Genomic DNA, 18,018 nt, shown 5'->3' with positions numbered 1-18,018 from the left:
TCGGTGATGAACGAGTTGAAGGGCGACTGCGCCAACTGCTTCGGGTTGTGCTGCGTCGCGCTGCCGTTCGCGAAGTCGGCGGACTTCGCGGCCACCAAGGACGCGGGCACTCCCTGCCGCAACCTGCTCGCCGATCACCGGTGCGGCATCCACGACCAGTTGCGGCAGAAGGGTTATCCGGGCTGCACGGTCTACGACTGCTTCGGCGCCGGTCAGCGGGTGTCGCAGACGGTGTTCGCGGGCAACGACTGGCGCACCGGTGAGCGGCAGAAGATGTTCGACGTGTTCCCGGTCGTGCGGCAGTTGCACGAACTGCTCTGGTACCTCACCGAGGCTCGCCGGCTCGACCCGCACGACGACCTCGACGCCGCCTACGCCGAGGTCGAAGCGCACACGGTCGCCGGCCCGGACGACATCCTGGGGCTCGACGTCGCGGAGATCCGGGCCAAGGTGAACGTCCTGCTGCTGCGCACCAGCGAACGGCTGCGCAGCAGTGCCAAGTCCTACCGGGGCGCGGATCTCATCGGCGCGCGGCTGCGGAACAAGAACCTCTCCAACGCCGACTTCCGCGGTGCCTACCTGATCGGCGCGGACCTCACGAACTCCGATCTCTCGCGGGCGGACATGATCGGTGCGGATCTGCGGGGCGCCGAGCTCGGGGGTGCGGATCTGAGCACCTGTCTGTTCCTGACGCAGCCGCAGGTCAACGCGGCGCGTGGGAACGCCCGGACGAAGCTGCCGGCCACGTTGAGCCGGCCCTCGCACTGGAACGCGCCGGCCAAGCGCCGCTGAGGCCGGTTGCTCCGTTTGGCGGGCACGGGTGCCGCCGTCTGCCTACGATCGGGACGCACACCTGATCATTGCCGGGGAAGGAGCTGGGTGGTGCGTTCCACGATCAAGCGAATCGCGGCCATGGCGTTGGTGGTCGCGTCCGCACTGGGGTTGACGGTCGCGTCCGGCGGCACGGCGCTGGCCTGGGGGCCCGCGTGCCGCAACGGTGAGGTCGCCACGGGATTCAAGTTCACCGGCGACGGCATCAAGATCCGCACGAGGCCCGCGGGGAACGCGACGGTGCTCGGGCTGGGCTACCGCAGTCACAACCTGGCCGGTGGCGGCCGCCACGGCGACTTCATCTACGTCATCGACTGGACCACGAACGTGCGCGGCTGGGCTCCGGGCGCGTACGTGACGTGGCAGTGCGCCGGGCAGACCCATCCGTCTGGCTGACCAGCCGGAACGGTTTGACTGAAATTTCAGTCAGGCCTACGTTGGCGTCGTGAACAGGCGCAACTTCGTGCAGTCGGCTGTCCTGAGCGGGCTGTTCGCCGGCTGCGCGGACGACACCGGTGGCAGGACCTGGCTGATGCCCGAGGAGGGCGAGCCGCACGCGCGGACGTGGATGGCGTTCGCGGCCGACGAGCGCGTCTGGGGGCGTGATCTCGCGCCGCGGGTGCGGCGGGACCTGGCGACGATCGCGACCACGATCGCCCGGTTCGAGCCGGTGTCGATGCTGGTGCGGGCCGAGGACCTGGAGCAGGCGCGGTCGCTGGTCGGGTCGTCGAACGTCGAGCTGGTGACCGCGGAACTCGACGACCTGTGGATGCGCGACACCGGGCCGGTGTTCGTGCGTGAGCGCGGCGCGGTCGACTTCAACTTCACCGGCTGGGGCGGCAAGCAGGAGCACCGCCGGGACGCGAAGGTCGCGGGGGTCGTGGCCGGGCGTGCCGGGGTCGAGCGGGTGCGCACGGACCTGGTGCTCGAAGGGGGTGCGCTGGAGATCGACGGCGAGGGCACGGCGATCATCACCGAGAGCTGCGTGCTCAACGGCAACCGCAACCGGGGCTGGCGCAAGCACGACGTCGAGACGGAGCTGGCGCGCCTGCTCGGGATCACGAAGGTGATCTGGCTGCCGGGCATCGCGGGCAAGGACATCACCGACGGCCACACCGACTTCTACGCGCGGTTCGCCGGGCCCGGTGTCGTGGTGGCGGGGCTGGACAACGATCCCGAGTCGTTCGACCACGACGTGACGCGCCGTCACCTGGAGATTCTCGAGCAGGCCACCGACGCCGCCGGCCGGTCGTTGCGGGTCGAGGTGCTCGAAGGTCCGTCGACCGTGCGGGTGCAGGATCCCGGCTTCGCCGCCGGGTACGTCAACTTCTACGTGTGCAACGGCGCGGTGATCGGGCCGGAGTTCGGTGACGCGCGGGCGGACGCCGCGGCGAAGGCGACCATGGAGCGGCTCTTCCCGGGACGTACGGTGGTGCAGATCAACATCGACGGCATCGCGTCGGGTGGTGGCGGCATCCACTGCACCACCCAGCAAGAACCCAGGTGAGGACACAGTGTCGGAGCGCAGGACCCAGATGCTCGAGGCCGCGGTGCGGGTGATCGCGCAGGACGGCGTGCGCGGGTTGCGCGTCGAGAAGCTCGCGGCCGAGGCCGGGGTGTCCACGGCGTTGATCTACTACCACTTCAAGGATCGCGCCGGGATCCTGCGGGCGGCGCTGGAGCACGTGAACCACCGTGCGCAGACCTACACGTCCCCCGCGATGTCGGACGATCCGCGCACGCGGGTCGAGCAGATGTTGCTGGGCGAGTTGCAGGACGTCGACGTCGTGCGGGAGACCAGCGTGGCGTGGGGTGAGCTGCGGGCGAGCGCGGCGTTCCACGAGGAGCTGCGCTCGACGTTGCTGGCCACCACCGACGCCTGGAACGCCGACGTCGAAACCCTTGTCCGCCAAGCGAATCCCGGCGTGGACGCGGCGGCCGCCGCGGAACGGCTCACCGCGCTCGTCGAAGGCCTGAGCGAACGCTGGCACAGCGGCTCGCTGACCCTGGACCGGGCGCGCGAGCTGCTGTCCGGCGGGATCGCCCGCGAACTGGGCTAGACCGACAACCGCTGCTGGGCCACGGCGCGCGCGAAGCCCTCGACGTTGTCGATCATGATGTTGTGGCCGGCGTTGGGCACCGACACGATCTGGACACCGGCCGCGGTGAGCTCCCGGGCCCCGCTCGGCGGTGCTTCCTCGGGGTGCAGGAAGACGCGCGGGACTTCCAGTTCCATCAACAGCTTCCGCATGGTCGGCGAGGTGCCGCGGACGAGGTCGACGGCGCTGCGGTAGAGGGCTTCGCGGCCGGCCATGCGCATGGTCGCGGCCCAGTGCGGCCCGACGTCGCGCAGCACGCGCTCGAAGCCGTGAGAGAGGAAGTCGGCCTCACCGTAGGCGGCGATGCCCCGGCTACCGGGAGCGCCAAGCGCGGGCGTGGCGGGGTCGACGTGCGGGTCGACCAGGACGAGCGAGCGCACCATCTCGGGGTGCCGGGCGGCCAGCACGATGGCGACGGCGCCGCCCATGCTGTGCCCGATGATCTCGCTGCGCCGCAGCCCGATCTTCGCGAGCGCCACCGCGAGCGCGTCGGCGTGGCCTTCGAGTGAGTAGGCGAAGCCGGTCGGGCGGTCGCTGATGCCGAACCCGAGCAGGTCCATCATCAGGCTGCGGCGCCCGGCCAGCAGCGGGTGCGCGACCGCTTCGGCGTAGTAGGGCGCCGAGGACGCGCCGAGGCCGTGCAGGTACACGCGGGCGGGTGACGCGCCCGGCACTTCCACCCAACGGATCCGGACCCCAGGTCTGATCTCGACGGCGCGCATGTCTCTCCCCGCGTGATTTCGGATTGCCGGACCCTACCTCGCGTGCCCGGCACGTGAGACCGGTTTCGAGAGCCGTTTCTCATCTAGTCCACGAGCTTTGCCGAGAGCACTGCCAGCAGCAGTGTCACGGCGGTGAACACGAAGGTGTAGCTGAATCCTATGACCGCGTGCAGCGGCCGTGAGCGGGCTCCCTCGCACAGCTGCAGCTGCCAGTAGCCGGCGCCGAGGCCGAAGATCAACCAGGGCACGACGACCAGCGCATCCGTTCGCTCGCCCAGAATCGCGCCGACCGCGAACGGGGTCGCGGCGGTGAGGATCGCGGTGCCGGCCGCGATGATCCGCGGCTTGTCGACGAGCTCGCCGGAGACGTGCCCGGCTGCCGCCGCGGTCGCGGTGGCGAGGAGTGCGGCGGCGATCAGCAGCCCCAGCAGCCAGAGGTATTCGGGGCCGCCGGCGGTGACCGGGACGAGGGCGACCGCGATGAGCAGCACGGCGGCGACGGGTGTGAGCGGCAGCACCCAGGCGTGGCGGAGGGTCACCCGCGTGATGGTCGTCGATGGACGCGTTGATCGGCAGCGGCCGAACGGTGTCACTCAGGCGAATCGACGACCGCGTCTAGGCTTTGCCGATGATCCAAGCCCCCTCCTGGGTGCCTGGCACGTTCGTCAGCCGGCTCGACTCGGACACCCGTGAGGAGCTGATGTCGCTGGGCAGGCGGCTGGAGTTCCCGGCGGGCACGGTGTTGCTTCGCCAAGGATCACTCCAGACCACCGTGCTGGTGCTGACGACGGCGCGATCGAGCGACCTCGCCTGCGTGAAGATCGTGCTGACGGCGGAGGACGGTCACGAGAGTCTGCTGGGCATTCGCACGAGCGGTGATCTGATCGGCGACATGGCAGCGCTGTCCGAGCAACCGCGTACCGCGACCGCGAAGACCTGCAGGCCGACCGCGGTCCAGAAGATCAGTCACGGCGAGTTCACGGCTTTCCTCAAGAGGAGGCCGGACGCCGAAGTGGGCATCAAAAGGATGCTGGTCGATCGGCTGTCGCAGGCTGACCGGCAACGGCAGGAGTTCATCCGTTACGACGGGCCTACGAGGCTCGCGCGCATGATGGTCGAACTCGCCGATCGCTTCGGACGGGCGGGCGAACACGGCCTGGTCGTCGGTGTCGAGCTGTCGCAACGCGAGTGGGGTCACCTCATCGGCGCCGGTGAGGAGTCGGTGCGCAGAGCGATGCGGCGGTTGCGCGACTTGGACCTGGTCGTGCCCCGGTACCGCGACGTGACGGTGGTGGACCTGGCGGGCCTGCGCCGATTCGGTCACCTGAAAGAGTGAAGCAGAACCGGGATTTTTCCCGGTTCTTCGGCGGCCGCGCACGCCAGACTGCCGCCCATGAAAGACAGTTTCACCCGTCAGTTGTGCTTCGCGGTCGACGCGCAGGGGTACGGCAGGGGTAACACCGCCAAGCAGACCGAGATGCAGAACGAACTGAGCACTCTGCTGGAGACAGCCGCAGAGGCAGCCGGCCTGCACCGCAAGAACTGGTCCAAGGATCCTCGTGGGGATGAGGAGCTCGCTCTCATCCCGGTCACGGAACCCGAACACAAGGTGATCGACGCGTTCGTCCGCGAGCTCGCCTCGCAGCTCTACGCTCGCAACCTCGACCGCGCCGTCGAAGACAGACTGCGGTTGCGCCTCGCCTTCGCCCACGGCCCTGTCGGCCTCGGCTCGATGGGATTCACGGGCCAGGTGGTCGTCAAGGTCAAACGGCTGCTCAACTCCGGTCTCGCTCGCCAAGCCCTCGCCCACGTCCCCGAGGCGCACCTCGTCGTGGTCCTCGCACAGGACGTCTACACCGACCTCGTCGTCGGCGGCCTGACCTCACTGGAACCCACCCTGTTCGCGAGGGCGGTCGTCACCGAGAAGGAGTTCTCGGCCGACGCCTGGTTCTGGTTGCCCGGCGTGGAACCGGAGAAGCTCCGGCACGCCCTCACCGTTCCCGCCGCCGCACCGCAGATGTCGGCGGACCGCGGACTGGCGGCGGTGGTCGCGGCCACGCAGGGGATCCGCGAGGTCGTGTCGAGCCGCTACGACCGCGGCGCGGACGTCTCGCACACGCTGGGGGTGTTCCGGCGAATCGTCGAACTCGTCGACGTCCACGCGCCGATGACCACGTACGGCAGCACACCCCAGATCGCCCTCGCCTACGTGCTCGCGGAACTCTCGGTGATCCACAACCACCGGTCACAGGCCGATCCCGCCGCGGAGTTCGGCAGCGCCGCACAACTGCGGCGTGACATGGACCTGCTGGCCGAGTCGATGTCGGGAGTCGAGGTCCGGGACTTCGAAGCGACCCGGCGGCTGATCGGTCGGATGAGCCTGGTCGACCCGGAGCAGTTCAAACAGGTCGCCGGCATGCACGCCACCCCCACCGCCCGGTGCTTCAGCCTGCTGTGGGGCCTGGCCAGGCTCGCCCAGCTGCTCGACAACCCCGGCCTGGTGGACGCCGAGCTGCCGTCGGACGTGGTGCAGCGCAAGAACGTTCTCGAGGTGAGGCACGGCCCGTCCGACGGCTGTGTGCAGATCGACCTCGCCGTGACCGAACGCATCGGCTTCCGCATCGCCGCCGAGGCACACCACGTGGTGCGCCGGTACTTCGCAGAGCTGGAGGACGCCTGGCGCCGCTCACACCTGATCCCACCCACGATCCGCTTCGAGCTCGACACCCCGAACTGGCGCGACCGCAGCCTCGAGGTGCACGAGGTGAGGGTCGATCCGCGTCCGATCACCCGGCTGTTGATGGGCCGTGCCCTGTACGGGGACAGGCCTCACGTGTGGTTGCGGGAGCTGGTGCAGAACAGCATCGACGCGGTCGAACTCGGGGGCCGGCGGGATCGCGACTACGTGCCGCGGGTAGAGGTGGAGTTCGAAGACACGCACCACGTGACCATCCGTGACAACGGGATCGGCATGACCTATCAGCAGGTGCTGACGCAGCTGTCGGTGCTGGGCCGGTCGGGGTGGCGAGACACCTCGGTCGCGGAGGGCGCCGACGCGAGTGCGTTCTTCGGGCGGTTCGGCATCGGGTTCGCCTCGGTTTTCAGCGTGGCCTCCTCGCTCGAGGTGCACACCCGGACCGCTGACATGTCGGAGTCGCACGGGATCGCGATCCGGTTCTCCAGCGCCGACAAGCCCTTTTACACCGACTTCGTGCGTTGCCCGGTCGGTACGGAGATTCGCATCACCTTGACGAGCGCTATGACGTTCACGGAGTTCCGTGATGCGATGACGGACCTTTTCGCCTATCTGCCTCCGTACGTCGTCGTCAGCCCGAACGTGCACATCCCGTCATCGCTTTCGGACTTCTCCACGCTCGCCCGTGACGCCGCGAATTGTGCGGGTTGGTCGATCCTGGAGAGCACTCGTACGCTTCGAGTGGAAGCATACGAAGTCGACTTCAAGATCGAGATTCTGTACGACCCGAAGCCCCACAAACGAAAGGGCAGGGGTTCTGGGAGGCCCAAGTACGGCACTCTCGGCCGGACAACGATGACGTTCTGCGTGGACGGTATCCGAATCGACAAGCAATACGGGTTTCGGCCCTACGACGGAGCATCCGGCCCTCGGCAGGGCAGCCACAACCTCAACCTGGAGGGCTGCTATGTCACGGTGAACTTCCGGCGCGAAACCGCTCCTGTGGCGGCCTCGCGGAACAACCTCGACATCGATGGAGATTTCAAGAAGGAGCTGGCAGCGGTCATCTTCGCCCAGGTCGCAGCTCTTCTTCCGAAACTGGTTGCCAACGTCCGCACGAGCTGCATCAACGGCCGAGACCAGCGCAGAGCGGTTCTGGCCACCTTGGTGAATCTGTTCCCCGACAGCCAGCACCGCTATCACAACAGGCTTACCGACGCCACTTTTCATCCCAATGAAATGCTGGAGTCGGCCGTTGTGGTCGTCTATCACGCGCAATGCCCGGCATTGATCGTCTCCCGCGCAGGCAAAGAGCGACATGCGCTGCTGGACGACGTCAATCCCGATCAATGCCGTACCGTGGTCCTCGAGTCACTGACGGCGCACGCTGTCTTTCCGGCTTTTGTCCGCACGACCGGGTTGGACAGTTGGATGGTCGCGACGACTTTTCACGAGATGTCGTTGATCGAGCAGGCGTGGCCGCACGAGGCGCCTCTTCGTGTGGTCGACGAGGCGGCTCAACTCTACGAGGACTTCCAGACGGTTCTCCCGGAGATCCGCGACGGACAACTCTGGCTGTTGCTGCGAGGTGACTACGCTCTGTCCGAGGGCTCCGTCTTCGGTGATGCCCTGATCCTCCCGTTGCCCGGCCGCAAGCGCGGTGTGGCCCGGGACATCGGCCTCGCTCGCCGTCGTTCCGAGATCAGTGCCACCGAGCGCCCTCGAAAGATGTTCAACCGCGGGCACGCGCTGCTGGCTGCGCTCGAGCAGACCCTGGCCGACGGGGATGAGACCAAGCGCGCGACCGTTCAAGTCTGGCTCGATCGGCTCTGCAAGGACGTGCTGGACGAGAGGTCTGTGCGCGCGGCGAACGTTGTTCTGCGGAAGTTGCTCGACGAGCTGGTGGACATCACCGGAACGTCCTTCTCGCAGTGGGACGTCAAAGACCTGACCGTGTCCTGACCTGGTCGATGCCGAGCGCGGCGCACGCGGCTGTCACCGTCGCGGCCCGCAGCTCGTCGAACGGCGCGTCGGGGAACTGCATGGTGCAGTCCTGCATGCCGCCGAACGCCAGCACGGCGCGCGCTTCCTGTTCGAGGGTCGGCTCCGGGCCGAACACCATCCGGGTCAGGCGGGCGCGCCAGGCCAGCACGACGTCGATCAGGCCGAGCTCGGCGAGCGTGGTCAGTTCGGAGAGCAGCAGCAGGATGTCGGCGCGGTGGCGGTGGTGGAAGTCGAAGAAGCCCTCGACGAGTTCGAGGGGTGCCACGTCGTCGCGTTGTTCCATGTGGCTGAGGAACTGGTCGCCGTCGTCGATCAGCGGGGTGACGATGCTGCGGATCAGTTCGTCGCGTGAGGCGAAGTGGTAGTAGAGCGCGGGTTTGGTGATGCCGAGGCGGTCGGCGATCTCCTGCAGGCTGGTCTGCTGCACGCCTTTGGTGGCGAACAGCTCGCGCGCGGTCTGCATGATCCGCTGCTTGGTGTCGGACGGTCTGGCCACGGGCCGAATCTTACTTAACAGTCGGTAAAACTGGTGCTAGGCTCGCCCGCAGGGGCACTTACCGACCGTTAAGTAAGGGGGTTGACGTGCGCGTTCTTGTTTCTGGAGCGAGCATCGCGGGTCCGGTGCTGGCCTACTGGCTCACGCGGCACGGGCACGAGGTGACCGTCGTGGAGAGGTCACCGGTGCTGCGCAAGACCGGTGGGCACGCGATCGACCTGTTCAAGCCGGCGATGGACATCTCGGAGAAGATGGGGGTTCTGCCGCGCATCGAGGCCATGGCCACCGGCATCGACGCCATGACGATGTTGCGCGAGGGCGCCCGCAGGCCGGTCACGGTGGAGGTCGCCAAGATCGTCTCGGCCGCGTCGGACCGGCACGTCGAGATCATGCGCGACGACCTCGGCGAGATCTACCACGAGGCCACGCGTGACGACGTCGAGTACGTGTTCGGCGACTCCATCGCCTCGATCGACGCGGACAGCGGTGAGGTCACGTTCGAGGTGGGCGCGCCGCGGCGGTTCGACCTGGTGGTCGGGGCCGACGGGTTGCACTCGAACGTGCGGCGACTGGTGTTCGGCGAGGTCGAGAAGCTGTTCACGGGGGCGTACCTGGCGGTGTTGTCGGTGCCGCGGGAACTGGTGGGGCCCAACAGGATGGTCGGACACATCGGGCCGGGACGGATGGCGTCGGTGTACCGGGCACGGCACCTCGACGAGGCGCGGGCGGTGTTCTTCTTCCGCAGCGCGCGGGAGCTGGACTACCACCACCGGGACGTGCCGCGGCAGAAGCGGTTGCTGCTGGCCGCGTTGGCGGGCCTGCACCCGCAGGTGGACGGGTGGCTCGAGCACCTGGACGGCGGCGGGGCGTTCTACTTCGACTCGATCACGCAGCTGCGGACGGACACGTGGTCGCGCGGGCGGGTCGCGCTGACCGGTGACGCCGCCTACTGCCCCGGCCCGGCGATCGGCGGCAGCACCAGCCTGGCCGTGGTCGGCGCGTACGTGCTGGCGGGTGAGCTGTCGCGCGGGGACTCGCACACGGCGGCGTTCGCGCGCTACGAGCACGAGATGCGGGAACTGGTGCACGCCAGCAGGAAGTTCGCGCTGGGGACGGCGAAGACGCTGATCCCGGCGACGGCGAGCGGTGTGTGGGCGTTGACCCGCGGTGCGCAGTTGTTCAACGCGCTGCCGACGTGGCTGGTGCGGCCGCTCGCGCGGCTCAACACGAAGGGGGTGCGCATGCACGACTCGATGCGCGTGCGGGACTACGAGCGTCAGGGCGCCGGCGTACCGGCGCCCTGACGGTTCAGCTCACGACAGTCAGAACTGCAGGCTCCACTTGTCGAGGAACCCGGTGTCCTGGTTGGCGTTGTCGTTGACCCTCAGCTGCCAGGTGCCGTTGGCGACCTCGCTGGAGGCGTTGACGGTGTAGGTGGTGTTGATGTTGTCCGTGCCGCCGCCGGTGCGGTTGTGCAGGACGTAGACCGTGCCGTCCGGCGCGACCAGGCTCACCTGCAGGTCGCCCTGGTAGGTGTGCTTGACGTCCACGGCGACCTTCAGGGTCGCCGGGGCGTTGCCGGTCACCTCGGACACCGCGATCGGGGAGTTGATGGTGGTGTTGTCCGCGATCTGGAAGTCCGTGGCGTTCTCGAAGTACTTGCCCGGCTGCGGCGGGGTGCCACCGCAGTACTGCGCTTCCTTGCCGATGGCCTCGTACGGGCAGTCGGCGCGCTCCAGCAGCTGCAGCACGGCTTCCTTGTTGCGGGAGGTCTGCGCCGGGATGACCTCGTCGGGCGGGTAGAAACCGCCGCCGGAGCCGGAGCTGCCGGGGTACATCTCGAAGGTGTAGGCGAAGACGCCCTGCGTGCCCCACAGCCAGTCGGGGATCGACCCGTCGGTGATGTACAGGTCGCTGGACTGCTCGGGCGTGTAGCCGTTGCTCTGCCCCATCGACTGGCCGATGGTGGCGAACGTGTCGCGCTGATCCTGGGTCAGGCCGGGCGCGACGTCGTCGTAGGTCCAGCCCCACGGCCACAGGATGAGCTGGCTGTAGGTGTGGAAGTCGATCGACGCGGTGATCTGCTGCTTGCCACCGACGTTGCGGCCGCGCACGAAGTCGGCCACGACCTTGACCTCGGGCGCGGACTCCGCGCTCGGCCCGCGGTAGGTGTCGGAACCGGTGCTGCCCGAGGAACCGCCGCAGCAGCCCCACTTGTAGCCCCAGTTGCGGTTGAGGTCGGTGCCGACGTTGCTGGAACCGGCGTTGGGCTGCCGGTTCTTGCGCCACGACCGGTAGCTGCCGGTCGCGATGTCGTACTCGCCGCCGTCGGGGTTGACGTCCGGGATGATCCAGATCTCACGGGTGTTCACCAGGTCCGTGAGCCGCGCTTCGGAGCCGTACTTCGTGGTGAACTCCTTGACCAGGTACAGCGCCATCTCGACGGTGAGGTGCTCACGGGCGTGCTGGTGGTGCGTGAACAGCACCTCCGGCTCGTTCTCGTCGACGCCGACGTTGTCGCTGATCTTGAGCGCGATGATGTCGCGGTTCTCGTAGGACTTGCCGATGACCTGCTTGCTCAGGATGTTCGGGTAGGCGGCGACCGCGGTGTTGATCTCGGCGGTCATCTCGGCGTAGTTGTGGTAGTTCGAGTCCGCGGCGGGGAAGTCGAACGGACCGATCTCGGCGTTCGCCTCCATCCGCTTGGGCAGCTCGGCGACCTCGAAGCCCTGGGCCTTGAGGTTCTTCGCCTCGCGTTCGGTCGCGGTGATCACGACGATGCCGTGCTCCTCGACCGAGTCGATCGCGGCACCGGACTTGGCGACCTTGGAGCGCTGTTCAGCGGTGCGAACGTTGCTGACCTGGTAGTTCGTCGTCGTCTCGGCCTTGTCGGGAGCGGCGCCGGTGGGCACCCCTCCCATCGTGAACACGACGCTCGCGGCGACGGTTACCCCGATCAGGGGTCTGAGATGGCTCTTTCGCATGCAGGGCAACCCTTTCGTACCACGGCAGGGACATGGCTTCGCCTTGTGTAGTCCGTGTGAAGGCTCACTGTCATCCCGCCATCCGTATGGGGTTACCTGGTGGGATGACGCGCTACGACGCTGTGGAGGCCACCTCGTACCGGGTGGCCCGCGAGATTTCACTGGCCGGGTTGTCGTCGTGGCGGGACGCGGTGGCGCCGTATTTCCAGCCGGGACGCACGGTGCTGGACCTGGGCGCGGGGACCGGGTTGTTCGTGCGGGCGTTCGCCGCGTGGTTCCCGGACGTCGAGGTCGTCGCGGTGGAGCCGTCGGCGGACATGCGCTCGGCGTCGGGCTTGCCGATGCTCGACGGAGACGCGGAGTCGATTCCTTTGCCGGACGGGTCGGTGGACGTGGTGTGGATGTCCACCGTGGTGCACCACGTGCGGGACTTGCCGGCCGCGGGCGCGGAGCTGCGGCGGGTGCTGCGTCCGGGCGGAGTGGTGGTGTTGCGGTCGTTGTTCCGGGAGCGGCATTCGGGCATCGGGCTGTTCCGGTTCTTCCCCGAGGCGGCGCGGGCGCTGACCGGGTTCCCGACCGTGGCCGAGGTGGCCGATGGGATGGGGTTCGCCGTGCAGCGGCTGGAACCGGTCCCTCAGGTGACGGCGGAGTCGTTGGCGGACAAGGCGTCCACCGTGCGGTGGGAAGCGGACACGTTGCTGCGGTCGCTGTCCGCCGAGGAGTTCTCGAAAGGCCGGGCGCGGTTGGCCGCAGCCGCGGAAGTGGAGACCGGGCCGGTGGTGGATCACCTGGATCTGCTCGTGCTCAAAACTGTCGGTGCTGTCTGAGACGCTGCTTCTCGTGGATCTCATCGACGAGAAAGCGCTGCTGCACCGGTTCCTGGAGGCGGCCCGCTCGGCGTTGCTGTGGAAGCTCGAGGGGCTGTCGGAGTACGACGTGCGGCGGCCGCTGACGCCGACGGGCACGAACCTGCTGGGGCTGGTGAAGCACGCGGCCGGGGTGGAGCTGAACTACTTCGGCCGCGTGTTCTCCCGGCCGTTCCCGGAACCTCCGCTGTGGTCGACGGCGGAGGCGTTACCGGCGTCGGACATGTACGCCTCGTTGGAGGAGTCGCGGGAGTCGGTGGTGGCGTTCTACGCGCGGGTGCGGGAGTTCGCAGACGCGACGATCGCGGCGCTGCCCGTGGACGCGCCGGGGGTGGTGCCGTGGTGGTCGCCCGGCCGGCGTGAGGTCACGTTGCGGCAGGTGCTGGTGCAGGTGTCGATCGAGCTGCACCGCCACGCCGGGCACGCGGACGTGGTGCGGGAGCTGATCGACGGCGCGGTCGGCATGCAGGACGGCAACTCCAACATGCCCGCGGTGCCCGAGGGGTGGTGGGCCGGGCACCACGCCCGGCTGGAAGAAATCGCCGTCGCCGCGGGCCGGGCTCTGCGAGGCTGACCGGCATGGCATCGGATCCGAAAGCCGACCTGCACCGCTACCTGAAGGTGGCCAGGCAGGCCGTGCGCTGGAAGCTCGAGGGACTGTCGGAGTACGACGTGCGCCGGCCGTTGACGCCGACGGCGACGAACCTGCTGGGCCTGGTCAAGCACCTCGCGACCACCGAGCAGGGGTACTTCGGCGACTGCATGGGCCGCTCGTTCGGTGAGAAGCTGCCGTGGGCCGACCTGTACGACACCGACCCGAACGCGGACATGTTCGCCACCGCCGAGGAGTCGCGGGAGGACCTGCTGGCGCTGTACGAGCGGGTCGCGGAGTTCTCGGACTCGGTGATCGCGGAGCTGCCGCTGAACGCTCCCGGTGTGGTGCCGTGGTGGCCGGAGGAACGCCGTTACGTGACCCTGCACCTGCTGCTGGTGCACATGATCGCGGAGACGAACCGGCACGCCGGGCACGCGGACATCCTGCGCGAGGGCCTCGACGGCGAGGCCGGGCTGCGGGAGGGCCTGTCGAACCTGCCGGAGCAGGACTGGGCGACGCACCGGGAACGGGTGGAGCGGGCGGCACGGGAGGCGTCGGGCCAGGCGTCGGGCCGGGTGTGAGCACGGGGTGTGCCGGGACGCCTCTCCTCGTCCCGGCACACCCGGCGGTCAGCAGCTCACCGGGATCGTCTTGCTCTGCCTGGTGATCCGGCTGGAGCTCAGGACCGGGACGTTGATGGCGCCGGCGGCGGTGACCGACGTGGCGTTCGGCTTGAGGTCGCACACCCTGGAGCGCGTCACGGCGGTGCCGAAGCACCCCGCGTAACGGTTGGCCGACAGACCGCTGTCACTGCAGCCGTCATCGGCGACCTGGGTCGACGTGGCGGGCCCGGCCCACAGGTTGATCTTCGTGGCGCTCATCTGGAAGCCGGTGTTGCCGAGGTTCCACACGACCATCACGGCCTTGTAGACCGGTTCGACGCCGTTGTGGGAGTTGATCACGCAGACGTCGATCGCGCCACGTGGCGAGGTCGGCGAGGGGAAGTAGTTCTCCGTGCAATGCCAGTTGGCCGGGTACGGGTAGTCCGGCGAGACCACCCAGCCGCGCACGGCGGCCGACGCGGGCTGGGCGAGTGCCAGGATCATGAGCAGGCACGACACGAGTGCCGCGGCGCCGGTTCTTTTGGGTCGATTCATCTGTTTCCCCTCGCTGTGGTGTTGTCCGCCCCCTCGGCCGACCCGCACAGCTCAGCGCAGCCCCACAGCGTTCACGAAACGATTTGAAACAGTTCGAATCGCTGCTAGTTTGCGAAGCCGTGATCACGCTGCGGGTGGATGCGGACACCATGGCCAGGGTCCGGTTCTCGTTCTCACCGGCGAACGAGGTCGTGTCGTGGCTGAAGATCGCGGCGACGGGCGGCGTCCACCCTGTTTTCGGTGATCCCGGCCCTGCTGCGCGCGCGGCGCTCACCCATCCCGACGTCGCGTTGCTGGCCGGGCTGGTGCCGCCGTCAGGGGCGAGTTACGTGCCGGATTTCGTGACACCGCAACCCGGTTTCGGCGACCGGTGCGCGGACGTGTTCGACGAACAAATCGCGGCGGTGGAAGCCACCGGGCACGAGGTGCTCGAATTCCAGCTCGGTGAGGCGATTGCGGCGACCTGGGGCCGGTCCGCGCCCGTCGCGGTCCGGCGGGCGGCGGAATCGGGAAGAATGCCGAAGCGGCTGGCCGCGGGACTCGCCCGGTTCTGGAAGGAATGCCTGGCGGAGATGTGGCCGACGCTGCAGTCGGTCATCGACCACGACCTCGCGATCCGTGCGGCGACGCTGAGAACGCGTGGCTTGGCGCGGCTGCTCAACACCGCGCACCCGACGTTGGTGTGGACCGGCGAGGCCCTCGTGCTCGACAGTGCCTTCGACGGTGCACACGACTTCTCCGGCCGCGATCTCGTGCTCTGCTGCGGTGTGCTGTCCTGGCCACAGGTGCTGGTGCAGGGCCCGGACGACGCGGTGATCTACCTTCCCGCACACCGCGTCGGCACCGGGACTCCCCGGTCCGGCCGGGATCTCGGCGCCGTGATCGGGGACGCCCGCGCCCTGCTGCTCGTGGAGTTGGAGCAGGCCCGCTCCACCACGGACCTCGCCCGCCGGCTGGGCTACACGCCGGGCACGATCTCCTACCACCTCAGCGCGATGCACCGCGTCGGCCTGGTCACCAAACGCCGCGACGGCCGGCACGTGCTCTACAAGCGCACCCCGCAGGCGCTGGTGTTGCTGCCCGACTAGCGAAACACCGCTGACAGGTGCCGCGAGACGATCAATACTGCTGAGCATGGGTAAGGAATACGAGCGCATCGAGCCGCGGCTGTGGGAGTTCATCGAGAACCAGAAGGTGTTCTTCGTGGCCACCGCCCCGCTGGCGGGTGACGGTCACGTCAACCTCTCGCCCAAGGGCCGGCAGGGCACGTTGCGGATCCTCGACGACCGCACGGTGGCCTACCTCGACTTCGGTGGCAGTCACGCCGAGACGATCGCGCATCTGCGGGAGAACGGCCGGATCACGTTGATGTGGTGCGCGTTCGAGGGGCCGCCGAACATCGTGCGCGTGCACGGCCGTGGTGAGCCGGTGTTCCGCGACGACCCGCGCTTCGCCGAGCTCGCCGCGGGGTTCGGGGAGGCGGACGGGCCGGCGCTGCGGGCGATCATCGTGGTCACGGCGGAGCTGATCAGCGACACGTGCGGGTTCGCGGTGCCGTTCATGGACTACCGGTCAGAGCGGGACCTGCACGCGGACTACTTCGGTCGCAAGAGCGACGAGGAGTTCCGCGAGTACACGGGCCGCAAGCCGTACAACAACGCGAGCATCGACGGTCTGCCGGCGGTTCCTCAGCCGTTGCCGCCCCGCTGAAAAGTTCTTGTGCGGGTGATGTCGAGAACGTCGCACCGGCTCCGTCCCCGCGGTGACGACGACGAAGGAGACCCGAGATGCGCACGCACGAGATCGCCGAGGTGCTCGACCGGCCGCTGAGCCGGGAGCTGCTGGGCCGCGACCTGACCCGGTTGGCGTACGTGGCCAAGGACGGCACGCCGCGCAGCATCCCGATCGCGTTCACCTGGAACGGCGCGCAGATCGTGTTGTGCACGTCGAAGAACGCGCCGAAGCTGCACTCGTTGCGGGCGAACCCCTCGGTGGCGCTCACGATCGACACCGAGGTGCACCCGCCGAAGATCCTGCTGATCCGCGGCACGGCGGAGCTGGACCCGGTCGACGGCATCCCGGAGGAGTTCCTGCGGATGAACGGCAGCTACGAGATGTCGCCGGAGCAGCGAGTGGAGTGGGAGCGCGAGGTCCGCTCCCTCTACGACGACGGCATGGTCCGCATCGTGGTCACGCCGACGTGGGCGAAGCTGATCGACTTCGAGACCACCCTGCCGACGCCGGTGCAGGAGCTGGCGCAGCGGCGGTCAGCTCGACAGGAAGCGGTCCAGGACGCGGACGCCGAACTCGAGGCCCGCGACGGGGACGCGTTCGTCGACGCCGTGGGCCATGGAGCGGTAGTCGAAGCCGACGGGCAGCTGCAGCGGTGAGAACCCGTAGCAGTGGATGCCCAGCTGGCTGAACGCCTTCGCGTCGGTGCCGCCGCCCAGGCAGTACGGCACGACCACGGCGGCGGGGTCCTCGTCGCGCAGCGCTTCGGCCATCGACGCGAACCACGCGGTGTCCACGGGCGCCTCGACCGGTGGCTGGTGTTCGAGGAACTCCCGCGTGACGCCGTCGGACAGCAGCGAGTCGATGGTGGTGACGAGCTCGTCGACGGTGCCGGGCAGGGTGCGCACGTCGAGCTGGGCGGTCGCGGTGCCGGGAATGACGTTGACCTTGTACCCGGCCTGCAGCATCGTCGGTGTGGTCGAGCAGCGCACGGTGTTCTCGACGAGCTTCGCGGCGGGGCCGAGGCGGGCGATCGTGGCGTCGACGTCGTCGAGGTCGACCTCCACGCCGAGGGCTTTGCCCGCGCCGACCAGGAACGCCTCGACCGTCGGGGTGAGCCGGACCGGGTGCTCGTGGGCGGAGATCCGCGCGAGTGAGGTGACCAGCGCGGTCACCGCGTTGCTGGGGTTGCGCCGCGAGCCGTGCCCGGCGCGGCCGGTGGCGGTGAGCTTCATGTGGGAGGTGCCGCGCTCGGCGGTGCCGATCGGGTAGAGCCGGGTGCCGTCGACGTCGAAGGAGAAGCCGCCGGACTCGCTGATCGCGGCCTCGACGCCGGCGAAGTAGCCGCCGTGGTGCTCGACCAGCCAGTGCGCGCCGTAATTGCCCTGGTCCTCCTCGTCGGCGACGAACGCCAGCACCACGTCGCGGCGCGGCCGGCGGCCCTCGACGTGCCAGCGGTTGATCACCGCGAGGGTCATCGCGGCCATGTCCTTCATGTCCACCGCGCCGCGGCCGTGCACGAACCCGTCGCGGATCTCCCCGGCGAACGGGTCGAAGCTCCACTCGGCGGCGTCGGCGGGCACGACGTCGAGGTGCGACTGGACCAGCAGGGCGGGCAGGCCTGGGTCGGTGCCGTGGATGCGCGCGAGGACGTTGGTGCGGCGGGGCGCCGGTTCGAGCAACGTGGGCGGCACGCCGTTGTCCTGCAGGATCGTGGCGACGTGCTCGGCGGCCTCACGTTCGCCCGCGCTGTCGCCGCCCCCGCGGTTGGTCGTGTCGAAGCGGATCAGCCGCGCGCACAGCTGCGCCACGTCCAGCGTCATGCCGCCACCCTACGC

The 18,018-nt window shown here is 68.6% G+C and carries 18 protein-coding genes and 1 pseudogene; 13 read left to right on the top strand and 6 right to left on the bottom strand.

Going from position 1 to position 18,018, the window contains the following annotated elements; genetic code table 11:
* Positions 1-6 precede the first annotated feature (6 nt).
* The 4 genes from G7043_RS39005 (at position 7) to G7043_RS38990 (ending at position 2,891) form a co-directional block, all read left to right on the top strand.
* Positions 7-792: a pentapeptide repeat-containing protein gene (locus G7043_RS39005; protein ID WP_166053724.1), complete on the top strand. Its 786-nt coding sequence runs from the start codon at positions 7-9 to the stop codon at positions 790-792.
* A 90-nt stretch (positions 793-882) separates the two neighbouring features.
* A complete protein-coding gene (locus tag G7043_RS39000) occupies positions 883-1,227 on the top strand; it encodes a hypothetical protein (RefSeq protein ID WP_166053723.1) in 345 nt (114 codons plus the stop codon).
* Positions 1,228-1,276: 49 nt separating this feature from the next.
* Entirely contained in the window at positions 1,277-2,338 is a 1,062-nt protein-coding gene (locus tag G7043_RS38995) for an agmatine deiminase family protein (protein ID WP_207312312.1), read from the top strand.
* A gap of 7 nt (positions 2,339-2,345) precedes the next feature.
* The gene (locus G7043_RS38990) at positions 2,346-2,891 is read left to right on the top strand and encodes a TetR/AcrR family transcriptional regulator (protein WP_166053722.1); all 546 of its coding nucleotides are present in this window, start codon (positions 2,346-2,348) and stop codon (positions 2,889-2,891) included.
* Here G7043_RS38990 and G7043_RS38985 read toward each other — a convergent pair.
* Positions 2,888-3,652 carry an alpha/beta fold hydrolase gene (locus G7043_RS38985; protein WP_166053721.1) on the bottom strand — a complete coding sequence of 255 codons (765 nt, stop codon included), beginning with the start codon at positions 3,650-3,652 and terminating at the stop codon, positions 2,888-2,890. The two genes, G7043_RS38990 and G7043_RS38985, sit on opposite strands and share 4 nt — an antisense overlap.
* Positions 3,653-3,735: 83 nt before the next feature.
* Complete coding sequence (locus G7043_RS38980) at positions 3,736-4,191, bottom strand: hypothetical protein (protein ID WP_166053719.1); 456 nt, start codon at positions 4,189-4,191, stop codon at positions 3,736-3,738.
* 89 nt (positions 4,192-4,280) lie between these two features.
* Between G7043_RS38980 and G7043_RS38975 the strand changes: the two genes are divergently transcribed.
* Both G7043_RS38975 and G7043_RS38970 read left to right on the top strand, forming a co-directional pair.
* Positions 4,281-4,988: a Crp/Fnr family transcriptional regulator gene (locus tag G7043_RS38975; protein WP_166053718.1), complete on the top strand. Its 708-nt coding sequence runs from the start codon at positions 4,281-4,283 to the stop codon at positions 4,986-4,988.
* A 57-nt stretch (positions 4,989-5,045) separates the two neighbouring features.
* Positions 5,046-8,309 (top strand): ATP-binding protein, encoded by a 3,264-nt coding sequence (locus G7043_RS38970; RefSeq protein ID WP_166053717.1) that lies wholly within the window; start codon positions 5,046-5,048, stop codon positions 8,307-8,309.
* Here G7043_RS38970 and G7043_RS38965 read toward each other — a convergent pair.
* Positions 8,287-8,847: a TetR/AcrR family transcriptional regulator gene (locus tag G7043_RS38965; RefSeq protein WP_166053716.1), complete on the bottom strand. Its 561-nt coding sequence runs from the start codon at positions 8,845-8,847 to the stop codon at positions 8,287-8,289. The genes G7043_RS38970 and G7043_RS38965 overlap by 23 nt on opposite strands.
* Before the next feature lie 86 nt (positions 8,848-8,933).
* On the opposite strand from G7043_RS38965, the gene G7043_RS38960 reads away from it, so the two are divergent.
* The gene (locus tag G7043_RS38960; RefSeq protein ID WP_166053715.1) at positions 8,934-10,151 is read left to right on the top strand and encodes an FAD-dependent monooxygenase; all 1,218 of its coding nucleotides are present in this window, start codon (positions 8,934-8,936) and stop codon (positions 10,149-10,151) included.
* Between the two features lie 18 nt (positions 10,152-10,169).
* On the opposite strand, the gene G7043_RS38955 is transcribed toward G7043_RS38960, so the two are convergent.
* Entirely contained in the window at positions 10,170-11,831 is a 1,662-nt protein-coding gene (locus G7043_RS38955; RefSeq protein WP_166053714.1) for a M14 family metallopeptidase, read from the bottom strand.
* A 104-nt stretch (positions 11,832-11,935) separates the two neighbouring features.
* Between G7043_RS38955 and G7043_RS38950 the strand changes: the two genes are divergently transcribed.
* The 3 genes from G7043_RS38950 to G7043_RS38940 are packed head-to-tail and all read left to right on the top strand — an operon-like array spanning position 11,936 to position 13,873.
* The gene (locus G7043_RS38950; protein ID WP_166053713.1) at positions 11,936-12,658 is read left to right on the top strand and encodes a class I SAM-dependent methyltransferase; all 723 of its coding nucleotides are present in this window, start codon (positions 11,936-11,938) and stop codon (positions 12,656-12,658) included.
* Positions 12,659-12,671: 13 nt separating this feature from the next.
* Positions 12,672-13,271 (top strand): DinB family protein, encoded by a 600-nt coding sequence (locus G7043_RS38945; protein ID WP_166053712.1) that lies wholly within the window; start codon positions 12,672-12,674, stop codon positions 13,269-13,271.
* A gap of 5 nt (positions 13,272-13,276) precedes the next feature.
* Positions 13,277-13,873, top strand: coding sequence for a DinB family protein (locus G7043_RS38940; protein ID WP_166053711.1), 597 nt, complete (start codon positions 13,277-13,279; stop codon positions 13,871-13,873).
* Positions 13,874-13,921: 48 nt separating this feature from the next.
* On the opposite strand, the gene G7043_RS38935 is transcribed toward G7043_RS38940, so the two are convergent.
* Positions 13,922-14,449, bottom strand: coding sequence for a hypothetical protein (locus G7043_RS38935; RefSeq protein WP_166053710.1), 528 nt, complete (start codon positions 14,447-14,449; stop codon positions 13,922-13,924).
* A 119-nt stretch (positions 14,450-14,568) separates the two neighbouring features.
* Between G7043_RS38935 and G7043_RS38930 the strand changes: the two genes are divergently transcribed.
* The 3 genes and pseudogenes from G7043_RS38930 to G7043_RS38920 all read left to right on the top strand — a co-directional run.
* A complete protein-coding gene (locus G7043_RS38930) occupies positions 14,569-15,537 on the top strand; it encodes an ArsR/SmtB family transcription factor (RefSeq protein WP_166053709.1) in 969 nt (322 codons plus the stop codon).
* Positions 15,538-15,583: 46 nt separating this feature from the next.
* A complete protein-coding gene (locus G7043_RS38925) occupies positions 15,584-16,159 on the top strand; it encodes a pyridoxamine 5'-phosphate oxidase family protein (protein ID WP_166053708.1) in 576 nt (191 codons plus the stop codon).
* Between the two features lie 77 nt (positions 16,160-16,236).
* A pseudogene (locus G7043_RS38920) lies at positions 16,237-16,725 on the top strand (pyridoxamine 5'-phosphate oxidase family protein); the annotation flags it as partial.
* Here G7043_RS38920 and G7043_RS38915 read toward each other — a convergent pair.
* Complete coding sequence (locus tag G7043_RS38915; protein ID WP_166053707.1) at positions 16,717-18,003, bottom strand: M20/M25/M40 family metallo-hydrolase; 1,287 nt, start codon at positions 18,001-18,003, stop codon at positions 16,717-16,719. The pseudogene G7043_RS38920 and the gene G7043_RS38915 overlap by 9 nt on opposite strands.
* Between the last annotated feature and the right edge of the window lie 15 nt (positions 18,004-18,018).

It is taken from the genome of Lentzea alba (genome assembly GCF_011067745.1).
In the GTDB taxonomy this organism is placed as follows: Bacteria; Actinomycetota; Actinomycetes; order Mycobacteriales; family Pseudonocardiaceae; genus Lentzea; species Lentzea alba.
Note: the sequence above shows the minus strand (reverse complement) of the source record. Positions and strands in the feature narration are given on the sequence as shown.